Raw genomic sequence first — 12,921 nt, 5'->3', positions numbered from 1 at the left:
CTATTTCTAATAAATTTATTTCTTGTTTAATAGTTATATCTTCAACAATTTCAATTATTTCAGCATCCTGAATCGTTTCATTTCCCAAATCGAGAGCTCTCGATTTCAAATGATCTACTTCTAGAGTTTTTTTTCTCTCTTCCTTTACTTCTTTAGCGGTTTTTAACTCCCCTTCTAAAACTTTCTTAACTATAGTTTCTGGTGTTTTTTTATTTATAGCTTCTTTTATCGTTGCATCTGAAAGTTTTAATATATTTTCTTTATACTCTGGTCTTTCTAAAGTTAATTTAAATCTACCTCTAAATAAATAAACTTGATCTTTATTAAATCCCATAGCTTTATACCATGCTGCAAAGTTTATAGGCTCCTCTTCTGTTGAGTATCTTTTAAATACATTCCTAGCATTTTCTAAAGTTTCTCCTATTGCACATGCAATCTCTCCAATTCTTTTTCCTTGAAGTATTAAATTTTTTTCATATTCTATCAAAAAATTTTTATCTTCTATTTCCATCTCTAAAGAATCATAATCAAAGTTAGATTTTAAATTTCTTATATCACTACTAATCAATTGACCTAATCCAATTTCATCTTCTTGACTTTCCTCATACCTTTTTTTTATTTTTGCTAATCTATTTACTGTCATTTAATATCACCTTAGCTACATTTAAATAGTCTTTTGCTCCATTTGAAGATTTATCTGCTTTAAAAATAGAAATTTTCTCTATTCCTATCTCACTTAATTTACTATTTATTCTTATAGCCGGAAGTACTTTTGAATGAGTATTTAAAAGCATTTCATGTACTTCACCAGATATTTTCTTTCTTCCATCTAACTTAGTTGGTAATATTCCCAATAAATTTAACTCTGGATTTAAATGTTTAATAGGTGACTTTAAAACTTTCAATAATAGATTCAATCCCTCCATGGATGCTAATTCACATTCACAAGGAATAATTAAATCTGTTGATGTTGCTAATGCGTTTAAAGTAAATATAGAAAGACTTGGTGGACAATCAATTAATATAAAATCATATTTATCCTTTATTTTATCGATAGCTTTCTTTAATCTAAATTCTTTATTATAAGATGAATTTAACTCTAATTCTGCTAATGTTAATTCTATCGTACTTGGTAACAAGTCAAATTCTTCTAACTTCTCTACACAATTTTCTATATCTTTTTTTTCTGCTAAAACTTCCCAAACTGATAAGTTAGGAGAATCTTCCATAGAAAAAAAAGTTAAAGTCCCTTGTGGATCCATATCGACTAAAAGAACTTTTTTTTCAAAAGTAGAAAGTGCTGATCCTATAGAATGTGTTGATGTTGTTTTTCCAACTCCCCCTTTAAAATTAAGTAAACTAATAATTTTTGCCATTTTTCCTCCTAAATCTTTGAACATTATTTTGTGAATTCTACAAAAAATTACTTTTTATTATTTCTTTTAATTTTTCTATAGTTAGATTTCTACGAATAAAATAATCTGCACATTCCAATATAATTTTTCTTTTAATAATCTCAATATTATCATACTCTATTTTCATTAAGTCTTGATATAATTCTACATATTCATCTATACACTCTTTTAACTTTTGTCTATCATTTATCATAGTATCTTCTATTCTGGGTGATTCATTTTCACTTTTAATTTCTTTTTTACTCTCTAAAATTTGAGGATATCTTTCTAAATAATCACAGATTAATTTTTTCCTACTTCCCATAAAAGCTAGTTGTTGTATTTTAGTTTCCATTCCACACAATTCAATGTATTCTCGATAAACATATCCTTCTATACCGTTTTGAATATTTATAGGTAGTTTTTCAAATTTTTGATATAAATTATCAATTATTTTTTCTTTTTTTAATACCTCTAATGAGATATTTTCATTTTTAGATTCTTTTTTAGGAATGTTTACCTCTAAAACTTCTCCATCAAACCAATTATTTTCTAATGATTTTAAAAAATAAGCTCTTGGACTCTTTAAATTTTTTTGTTTTTTTAAATATTGAACTGCTAGTAAAACCTTTTCTATTCCATAATGATCAATAGAATCTTTTATTGTCTTAGGCATAGTTTTTAATTTTTTAGCAGCATTTGGAAGTTTATTTATAATTTCATTAATTACTTCTAACGTTATTTCTTCTTTTTTTTCTAATAAATTTTCAATAACGGGTTCATGCTCCATATCTGATATTGCTAAAGAGGTTGTCATTCTTTTAAAATCGTTTAAATCTGTATAAAATCTATCTTGCTTTAATATTAAATTAGTTTCTGAGAAAAATATCTCAACTTCTGACTTTTCCCAAGTTGTATCTTTTATAAAATTAAAATTTTTAATTAAATTTTTTTCTTTTAATTCTTCTAAACTTTTACCAATAGTCTGTATAGTTCTAGCAATATTTTTTTTATCATATTTTAATGGAATTCTCTTTATAAGAAATAATATATCTACTTTTAAATATAAATCATTGAATCTTAATTTTTCAATAAGCATATATATGGTTCTAGAAGTCCCATTAGTAATGGTTAAAAGAGTGTCTGAATCGTAAACTAGATAACCTTTTGAAACTAGATTATCATAAAAATAATCTGAAACTGCAATTTCATAAGCCTCTTTTATTCTCTTATCAGAGATTTTTTCTTTTAAAGATTTATTTTTTTCATCTTCTAATTTTAATATTTCTAAGCTCATTATTGTTGTATGAACCTCTTTTGTTAATAAACTTTTTTCTTTATTTGAATATAAAGTATTTTTAAACTGATAATTCGTCGAAGCTAATCTAATTAAAGCATCTTTAACTCTTTTTACATAATCTTTTGTATTCATATTTAATTCTTTTTTTAATTCATTTGCTGTTACAACAAATCTTCTTTGCATTCCTTTTTTTTTCATAAGCTTCATTAAAATTATAAATATTTTTTCTTCTAATTCACCTGGAATATAATTTCCATTCATTGGAACTACGTTGATATAAATATCTCTTTTCTGATTAAAAAAATACTTCACAATTTGATTGACTTTTCGCTTAGGATTTTTAGAAAACAGAGGATATTGTATGGCATTCATATCTACTCTTATTAGAGATTTATTTTTTAATAATTCTTCATCTAGATAGATATTTTCTTCAACTATTTCTGTTTCTGGCATTTCAACAACTTCATCTTCTAACCAATTCATAAATACAACTTCCTTTCTCCTCTTTAGTGAGGGTATTTCACTAAAAAATACTTATTTCCTCTTTAGTGAGGTATATTTTTATAATGATTTTAACATATTTTTTGATTAAAATCACTAAATTCTTAAAAAATACCCTCTATAACGAGGAAACCCCCAATAATGAGGAGAGATACCCCCTAATAATGAGGATAAATACCCCTCGATGACGAGGAAAAAAACCCTCAGTAATGAGGAGAGATACCCCCCAGTAATGAGGATAGATACTTTTTGCATTTAGCCTAATGTAATCAAGGTCTAATCAAGTGTTTTTTTTCATTTTTTTTGTTACCTAACAATATAAACAATATAACAATATAAAACAACTATAAACAATGTAAATTTTAAAAATCCATACTAAAACTTTTTCTTTTCTTTTTCTCTATTTCAAAATCAACTAAATAGTTACCTAAGATTTTTCCTCTTAAATTAATATAATTTGAATTTAAAGATGCTTTAGTAAATCTATTGGATATATCTTTTTCAAGATCTAATTCTCTTTTTAAGCTTTTTGTCTCTTTAATAAAAAATTCGTTAAGTTCAGATTTCTCTCTAAACATATTTCTCTGTTTATGATATCTATTACTAATACTATCTCTTAAATTATTAATTCTAGATATCTCTTTATGAAGTTTTTCATCTCCAATTGATCTTTGAATATCTTTAAACTCTTTTTCTAATTTTAAAAGAGACTCATTAACACTTTTAAGTTCTCTATTTACTCTAGACAAAGATCCTAAATGCAATAATTTTTTAGATAAAGTTGAATATGAATTTTTTTCTATTTGTAACTCAATTCTTTTATTATCTAAAACTCTGTATTCTTTCATAGCTTTAAAGTATCTCCCCTTACTCAAACTATTTAAAGCTAAGTTTTCAATATATTCAAATTTCATATCTTTAAAATAACTATAAATTTCAGATAATTTTGAAGCTCTTAAATTCGATTTACGACTTTCAGACTCTTTATTGGATACATAACGCTCAAAAACACCGTCATCCATCTTAATGAGCTTTTTACGAAGAATTAGAGCTATTATTTTTTTGTCCAATAGAATAGATTCTTGTAACTCTTTTTCTTTTAACAATTTTGCCTCTATACTTTTTTCAATTCTAATCTTTTTATTTCTCATTTCAGGAGTGGAATAATCGCTTTTTATTTTTTCAATTTGAAATAAAATAACTTTATTGGATTCGTTTAATATTTGAATCTCTTTTTTACAGAAATTTAACTCTTTTTCATCACCAAATCTAAAGTTATTACAATAAGCTCTATGAAACATTAGATTTAATTCATTAGAATCCAATTGTCTCTTCAATTTAGAATATTCACCTTTAGTTAGAATATTTAAACTTGTAGTTTCTAAGTTTTTTAACTGTCTTGGAATATTTTTTAAGATCTTTTCAGCTTTTTTTATTTCATAGTTGCTTTGATTAAATATATTAAACATAGTATTGAAACTATTTTTTAATTTTTCTTCTGCATAAACTTTAAATTCATTCTCTTGTATTGTTTCTTCAAATTGATCCAAATACTTTTCTAAATTAAGTTTATCATTGTTTAAATTTTTCAATAATAGATTTAAAGAATCTAATCTATTTTTTTCCATGTTAAAGCTGCTTAAAAGCTCATATTCAACTTTTAAGATCTGCACATTTATTCCTTCTAATTTCTCATGAGTGTCTAAAATATCTTGGTATTTACTATCACTAAAACTATTTAACTCTAAATCAATCTCTTTAATTACATCTTTTTTCAAAGATTTTTCAGCTTCTAATCTTTCTAATTTTAGAATTTCATCTTTTAACTCTTTTATCTCTCTAATTTAACTTAAAAAATTCAAGCTTCTGTTTATGAGTTTCATTTAATTTCTCTTCAGGTTTTTTTAATAAGGCTCCATTAATGTGAATAGGATTTCTGTTTAAAGATTCAGCCAAAAGATGATCGCCTTTTTCTAAAGCAATCTCTCTTTGTTTTTCTAAAGTTTCACACGAAACTCTCTCATTAACATTGGCATTTTCTAAATATTTATTCTGCATCTCTTCCCAAATTTTTCTGATCTCTAATAACTTTTCTATATTATTCCAGCTTGTATTTTTCTTACATCCTCCAAGTTCTGGAGATTTGGCGTTAGCTCTTTTAAAAAAAATATCTTTATTTCGCTCAATTCCATCAAGCTCTCTTGGAGAAAACATAATATGAGCGTGAGTATTTAAAATCTCATTTTTGTATGAACTTTCTTTACTGTGAATAGCCACAGAATAGTGATATTTTCCCTCTAAAATAGTATCTATAAACTCATTTAAAAGTTCAATATTCTTCTCATGAGATAGTTCATTAGGAAGGGAGATTCTAATCTCCTTATAGACTGTACCATTGATTCTTTCTTTTTCATCAGCAGCTACCCAAAATTCTTTAGGAGATTTGCACCAGTTAGGCAAATTGTGATTAGTATATTTAATCTCACTTTCTTTATTAGCATACTTGTTTTGCCCTAAAATATAGTCAATATGGGGACCACCTTTTCCAACTTTACCGTAAGATATATTCAAATGATAATTTGCCATGATTTCACCTCCTAAAAAAGTCGAAGACACCTGAAAGGTCAGAATACCTCTTCAAACACGCAGTTTCTCACAATTTGCCAAGGCAAATGTGAGAAACTATTAAGCGTGCACTCTGGTGACTTCTGTTGCTCACTTATACCAAGCTAATGATCAATTCCTTTATTTTTTGTTTTGTTTTAATTTGACCTAATAACTGAGCAAAAAATAAAAGAGCTTATATTCAAAATAGAACAAAAAAATTATTGAATATTTAAAAATTATAAGAGATGAGATACTTCAGAAGAGTTATAACTCTCATCTAGAGATGATTTTAAAGCTATATTCCAAAGAAAAAAATTTAAAATATGATATAATCAAAGAAAAAAGACAATTTTAAAAATATGAATTTAATTTGTAAAATTTATTGTGTTACTTTTAATTAATATGAAATTAGTGTAGTAGTAGTTATTTATATAATTAAAATTGAAAGTAGGTTTAATCAAAATATAGAATCTAAAAGAGTAGAAATTTGATCAATATAACTTGTGCCTAGAGGTATTAAGAGGTTTTTAAGTAGATAGATTTAATATTTCCTTAATTATTATGAAAGGAAGCAGATATTTTCAAAGTATTTAAAATTAAAGAATATTGATATAGTTTTAGCATTAACAGATTACATTAGTAATTGGAATAATAGTCAAATTTTTTTATTTAAACTTATTATATTAAGCATACTAAAATAAAAAAGGTAGGTGGAGAATGTATAGAGTGACTTTATTAGAAAAAGAGGTGATTTTATCATTAAAAGAGTTAAAAAATTATGAAAATACTTTTGCCTATATTGAATCTTTAATAAAGCAATTGGGAAAAAATAGAAAAATTATAGTTCATGAAAAAAGAAATGATAAATGGGAAAAATTTGGGGAGTGGAAATTAGAACAATAAAAGAGGTGATTTTTTGATAAACTTAGAGTTAGAAAAGTTAATAAGAAAAATAGCTACTGAAATAGATGAAAAAATAAAAAATTTTGATTTTAAAGTTAAGGATATAACTTTTGATAAAAAAGATGATGAAATTTTAAAAATAAGAATAACTAAAAAGTAAAGAATATACGAATGGAGGAAGTAGTGAAGTTAGAAAGCTTTAAAGATAAATATAGAGATGTAGTAGATGAGGGATGTGTATTAAGTGGTTATTTAAATTCTTGTAAATTAACTATATTTGCAACCTATAAAAATGATGGAACTTCTATAGCAAATTATGTAATGCAATGTGAACTAGAAAGTGGTACTTCTAGTATTAAAACTTTTGAGAATTGGGAAGGATTAGTCCTTTTTGTAAAAAACTTAGAATCAATGTAAAATAAAAACCTTAGCTTTTGAATTGAGGTCATTGGCTAAGGTTTTTATCTTGAAACATTTTTTTGTTTTTAAAATAGTTATTAAACTAATATTAATATAATTATATCTAAAACTAACTAAAGATTCAAATAAAATTTACAAAAAATAGAAAGAACCTCTGGGGGGGATAGAGGTTCTACTATTTGGGGGGATTAAATTATTTATTACTTTTAACACTTTTTATAATATTTAGACAAGAGATTATATAGAAAAAGTTTTAAAAAATATTTTATTTTTTTTAAACTTTTAATAAAAAAATAAACGTCTAAAAGTCATAATAATAGTTGGAAGGTAGAAAAGGATTTAGTAGTTTTAGAGTATTAAAAATAGCCATCACACAGTTTCAAAGATGTTTTAATTTTTAAAAATAAAGAGAGAGAATATTTTAATTAATTTTAACAAATCATGAAGTTGTTTTTCTAACTATTATATGAGGTAATAGATTTAAAGTCAGTAAACTGTTTTACTATTAAGAGATTTAAAAGTTTTTTAAGAAAATGATTGAAAGTTTTAAAGTTATTAGAAGGTGATTTATTAGTGAAGTAGAGGGATTTGTGATGGTTGCCCTCTACTTTTTTTATGGAAACTTATGATGTGAAACATAAGCAAAATTTATTGAGATGAGCCTTAATGACATCTTACAAGATTAAGTTTGACAAAAAGGCCGTAAAAATCGATTTTTGAATAATGCTTCAAATAAATTGAGTAGAATAAATCCTGTTTCTTTAGTAGATTCAGGATTTTTTTATTTTTAAAACTTTAGAATAAAAAGTTATTGACAGGCCCGGGGCTCTAATATATCTTGTTATTTATCACTGAAAGGAGAGTAGATATCATGAAAATATTAATAAATGATTTTGTGAATAGAGTTGGAATTTCTAAAGATATAATCAAAAGACTAAAAGGATTAAAAACATTATCTCATGAATTAAAGGTGAATAATTCTATTCAAAATTTAAAAAATGGGAAGCTAGAAAATCCCTTGCTATTAGATGATAAAAGATATTTATACTTGGAAGATTTAAAAAAATTAATTGTGTATAGTTTAATAAGAACTAGAAAATCAATTCCAAAAGATGTAATTTTAACTCAAGATATATTGAAGAAAGATGATATAGATAATCTTATAGCAAAATTGATTTTATCAGAAAATAAAAGATTTAAGTTGATGAAAGATAAAATTATAAATGGATTAGATATAGAGGAGTGTTTAAAGGTATTAGAAGAACTTTATCCTAAAAAGATGGATGAGATTTATACCATCGATGATATGTTAGGCTTTGAAACTATTGCAAATAAATATATTGAGATAAAAAGTACAGAAAGTAATAAAATTCAAAAGAGTGAGAAAAAACAAGAGTTAGAATCTACAGATAATATTTTAGAAGATATTTTTAAGAAATATTCGGAAGAACCATATGGTTATTTTCCGTTACAACACCCAACTGGAAATGGTAAAACTTTTCATCTAGAAAATTTTATTGTAAAAAATATAGTTGATGATTTTAAAAATTTAAAACACAATAAAATAATAATAATTACTAACAATAAAATTAATATAAATGAAATTTATAGAGGAATTGTTAGTAAATTAAAAGCACAGACTCAAGAAAGTAAAAAAGAGTGTATTTTTCAAATGAAATCAGTTGGTGATATATTAAATGACGCCAGGTTTTTAGATGAAATCTTAAATGATTTAGATAAAGATTTAAAATTTTATAATCTTTTTCAGTTCAAAGAAAGCTTTATAAGGAAATTTAAAGAAAAAATTAGGCTTTTAAAAGAACATGTAAATAAAAAATCACCATTAAATTCTAATGATTTTTTAAAAGAATATATGAGCGAAATAAAAAAATGTATGTTTAAATTTTTTAATTTAAAAGAAAAAAATGAAATTTATTATGAGGATATGAAGCTTCCCAATTTTTTATATAAACTATTTCCAATGATTATAGAGGAGAATCTTCAAAAGAGAATTCTTATTATGACAACGGACAAATTTTTATATGGGTATGTTGGACGTAAAGGAACAGAGTATTTTTATGAAAATTTTAGAGATAATTTAATCTTTATAGATGAAATAGATTCAGCTAAAGACAAATTTTTAGATTTCATAAAAAATAGAAGAACTTTAAATATCCCAAATATAATAGATGTATTCAATGATAGATATAATTTATTTTCAGACATTCAAAATAATCAGTTGAATACTTTAATAGAAAAGCTATCTAAGTTTGAAAGTATGAGAGATGATTTAGATAAGCAAAATATAGAGAATAGAAAAATAAAGTTTCGGGAGAAAGTAAATTTCTTTATGGATAGAGGTAAATTTTTAAGAGAGAAGTATTTTACAACAGCAAAATATTTTGAACTTGAAAATGAAACTAGAATAGATCTTTTTGAAAATGAAAATCACTATGTTCAGTCGGATAGAAAAAAACTTTATATTGATATAACTAATGATAGTTGTTTAATAACAGAAAGAAAAACTTCTTTAGAATTAACAGCGTTAATTGATGATCTTTTTAACTATAGTTACAATAAATTTTATAAATTGTTAAATGAAATTTACGACTATCATATGTTATTAAAAGAAGATAATGAAATTGAAAAAGAGATAATAACTCATTTTGTATATAATTTAGAATCACAAAAAGAGATGTTGAATGAGTATAAAAACTACTATATTCAAAAGATAAAAATATTACAAGATAATAAAAGTTTTATGGATAAGGAATATAGTTATATACATATATCAGAAATAAATCCTGATTATAAAACAAATAGAAAAGTTAGAATAAAATGTCAGTATATGTATATAACTCCAGAGGAATTTTTATATAGTATTTGTAAAAATAACTTTGTTTTTGGAATATCAGCAACTGCAAATATAGAAACATGTATAGGTAATTTTGATATAAAATATCTAAAAGATAGATTAAAAAACAACTATTTTCAAATGACTAGTTTAGAGAAAAAAGTTTTAAAAAAATCTCTTTTAAAAATAAATAGTTTTGAAAAAAATATTGAGCGAGAATTATCAGTTTTTAGAGATAATTCTATACTTTTAACAGATCAAAGCAAAGGATTTCAGAATATTAATACTTTTTTAAAAGATCCAAAGAAATATAGATTACAAAAGCTTATAAAAAATATATTTAATGGAGCTTTAGAAAGTGTAGATGAGCAATTAGATGAGAATAAAAGAGATTTTCAAAAAAATTGTATTAGTTATGCTGTAACAGTTTTTTTAAATTTTTTATTAGATGAAGATACAAGTAGTTTATTATTTTTAAGTAATAGGCTTACTCATAAAGACATTTTAAAAAAGACAGCATTTGAACTAGGAAAGCATTTAAAGAAAAAAGTTTATTTTAATGCTTATAGATCCAAAGAATTAGATGATATTTTAAAAAATAGTAATGAAAAAGATAATGAATTGATGGAAAATTTAAAAGATTATAAAACAAAAACTATAATATTCACAACTTATCAAAGTGCTGGAGTCGGAGTAAATATAAAGCATACTTATAGTAAAAGACTTGATAGTAAACTAATTAAATTAAACCAGGATATACAAAAAGAAACAGGAATCTCTTTAAAATATAAAGATATTGATGAGATAGCACTAGAGAATAAAACTAACATTGTTAGCTTAGAAGATCTGTTCAACGAAAAGATAGTTTTATTATACTATACCAACTTATTATTAAGATGTAAGGCTTTAACAAAGAGAGAGAGATCTTTACTTTTAAATAGATTTAATGATATTGATTTTAAGAAAGTTTATAAAAAAAGATATGATTATACTGAAAATGTGATTGGAAAAATTATTCAAGGAATAGGAAGGTGTAATAGAACCAAGGTTCGATGTAAAAAAAGAAATATATATTTAGATAATGATTGTTTTGAAGTTATTAAAAGTTTTAAAGATGCTGATAGATTATTTATTGACGATTTTAACTTTTTATTAACAGAGGCGTTTAAAGAAAAGGGAGATTTAAAAAATAACTTTCAACAAGAGTTATTGAGAAAAGACCGAGAAGTAAGAAGATATTTTGAAAATACATATTTAGATGAGATATCTATCAATAATCAGCTTATAAGAAATACAGAAGATGAAGATAAGAGATTAGATTATATAAATAGTTTTATGAATTTTTACAAAAAGTATGAAAGATTTAGAATGTATGTTTTAAAAAATCCTACAAGAGGTCTTGAGGAAATTGAAAGTGTAGCTTATTTTTCAGCTATGGAAAAAATTGATAATTATACCGTACTTGGAAGTGCTGGAGATAAAATTGATAATATACTATTTAATACAACAAATGGAAATATCTCTAAAAAAGATAGTCGTTTAGATGAACTAAAATCTATTCCGCTTTTAAAAGATATTTTAGAGAATAAAGTTGGTTTGTTTGAAAAAAATGATCAGATAGTTTTACCATATATTTATCAAGCCATATTTAAAGGAACTTTAGGTGAAGTTTTAATAAAAGAGATTTTTAGAATTTATGATATTAAACTCAAAAATATAGATGAGGTTTTATCTATAGGTATGTTAGAGATATTTGATGATATAAGTGAAAGTGGTATGTATATAGATTATAAAAATTATAATTTAGAAAAACTTAATAGTAGAGAGTTTTTCAACGATATAATCAGAGAGAAAGTTATTCAAAAGAGAAGATACATAAGCTCTGATAAAAAATTATTTATTGTAAACCTTATAAGTAATAAATCAAAGGTATTAAATAGAGATATAGCTTTTTATAAAATTCAAAATATTTACAACGAAAGTTACAAAACCTGTAAATATGAAGAGAGTGAAGTTGTTCTTATTTCAGGAGTTTTAAGGTATAGAGAAAATAGTGAAGAATTAGAAATAAATGAAGTTCTAGTGAATGATTTAAAAAAAATGTTGGAGAGAAAGTAATGAAAGAATATTTTTACGATGGTAGATTTAAAATAAAAAAAATAAATTATGGCAAAATACTTAAAGATTTTAAAATTTATAAGGTTAATTTAGATATTGTTGGATTAAAAAAAGAGAGTAGTTTTAAAGAATATAGTTTATTTTTAAAGAAAATTCGAAGTTTAAAAGGAATAAAATCATTTTATATAAATAAAGACCTTTATATTTTAGGAGGACAAAATTTAGATATAGGTAGTTTAGATTTTTTAGAATCTTTCATAATAGGAGAGGCATATATGATTGATGAAGTAGAAGATTTAGAAAAAATTGAACCTTTGACACTTTTAAATCTTTTGATAAGATATTTAGCTTATGAAGATATTATGAAAATGGATAAAGATATAAAATATATTGATATTAACTCCATCTACTTTTTTATAAAAAAATTATCTAAAGATAAAATATATAAGTTTTTAAGATGTAGTTTTCAAAACTCCAATAACTTTGAGGAATATGTTTTAAATTTAACTCAAAAAACATTTACTCATGAATCTCTTTTTTATGATAAGTTTAAATTGAAAAGAAGTATGAAAATTGGTTATGATACTGCTACAAGATTACTTTTACCAAATGAAGACGGAAAATATTATGAAAAAAATCCTTTTTCTAAGAGTATAGAAACAAATTTTTTAGTTCAAACTCCTAATGATTTAACAAAACTTAAATCTTATTACTTTACACTTTTAAAAGATTTACTAGAAGAGTATTTATCAAAATATATAAAAGTAGAACTTTTGACATTAAAAAATTATGAGCATTTTGATAATAAAAGTAATAAATCATAT

General features: G+C 23.8%; 10 protein-coding genes. 5 read left to right on the top strand and 5 right to left on the bottom strand.

All coding sequences use genetic code 11. From position 1 onward, the window contains the following. From L988_RS08275 to L988_RS08255, 5 genes are all read right to left on the bottom strand, one after another. The coding region (locus L988_RS08275; RefSeq protein WP_047383322.1) for a hypothetical protein at positions 1-643 on the bottom strand (643 nt) is incomplete at its 3' end. After that, entirely contained in the window at positions 630-1,376 is a 747-nt protein-coding gene (locus L988_RS08270; RefSeq protein ID WP_047383321.1) for a ParA family protein, read from the bottom strand. The genes L988_RS08275 and L988_RS08270, both read right to left, overlap by 14 nt. A 37-nt stretch (positions 1,377-1,413) precedes the next feature. Continuing rightward, on the bottom strand, positions 1,414-3,177 hold the full coding sequence (locus tag L988_RS08265; protein ID WP_047383320.1) for a hypothetical protein: 1,764 nt from the start codon (positions 3,175-3,177) through the stop codon (positions 1,414-1,416). A 380-nt stretch (positions 3,178-3,557) separates the two neighbouring features. Beyond that, the gene (locus L988_RS08260) at positions 3,558-4,973 is read right to left on the bottom strand and encodes a hypothetical protein (RefSeq protein ID WP_047383318.1); all 1,416 of its coding nucleotides are present in this window, start codon (positions 4,971-4,973) and stop codon (positions 3,558-3,560) included. 61 nt (positions 4,974-5,034) lie between these two features. After that, the gene (locus tag L988_RS08255; protein WP_047383316.1) at positions 5,035-5,781 is read right to left on the bottom strand and encodes a MobA/MobL family protein; all 747 of its coding nucleotides are present in this window, start codon (positions 5,779-5,781) and stop codon (positions 5,035-5,037) included. Positions 5,782-6,528: 747 nt separating this feature from the next. Here L988_RS08255 and L988_RS08250 point away from each other — a divergent pair. From L988_RS08250 to L988_RS08235, 5 genes are all read left to right on the top strand, one after another. Next, positions 6,529-6,705: a hypothetical protein gene (locus L988_RS08250; protein ID WP_197053957.1), complete on the top strand. Its 177-nt coding sequence runs from the start codon at positions 6,529-6,531 to the stop codon at positions 6,703-6,705. A gap of 13 nt (positions 6,706-6,718) precedes the next feature. After that, positions 6,719-6,865 (top strand): hypothetical protein, encoded by a 147-nt coding sequence (locus L988_RS13675; RefSeq protein WP_156110639.1) that lies wholly within the window; start codon positions 6,719-6,721, stop codon positions 6,863-6,865. 23 nt (positions 6,866-6,888) lie between these two features. Further along, a complete protein-coding gene (locus L988_RS08245; protein WP_047383312.1) occupies positions 6,889-7,122 on the top strand; it encodes a hypothetical protein in 234 nt (77 codons plus the stop codon). Between the two features lie 874 nt (positions 7,123-7,996). After that, positions 7,997-12,097 (top strand): hypothetical protein, encoded by a 4,101-nt coding sequence (locus L988_RS08240; protein ID WP_047383310.1) that lies wholly within the window; start codon positions 7,997-7,999, stop codon positions 12,095-12,097. Further along, the coding region (locus L988_RS08235) for a hypothetical protein (RefSeq protein WP_047383308.1) at positions 12,097-12,921 on the top strand (825 nt) is incomplete at its 3' end. The genes L988_RS08240 and L988_RS08235, both read left to right, overlap by 1 nt.

It is taken from the genome of Cetobacterium sp. ZWU0022 (assembly GCF_000800875.1).
Taxonomy (GTDB): Bacteria; Fusobacteriota; Fusobacteriia; order Fusobacteriales; family Fusobacteriaceae; genus Cetobacterium_A.
This window is presented reverse-complemented; position numbering and strand designations above follow the sequence as displayed.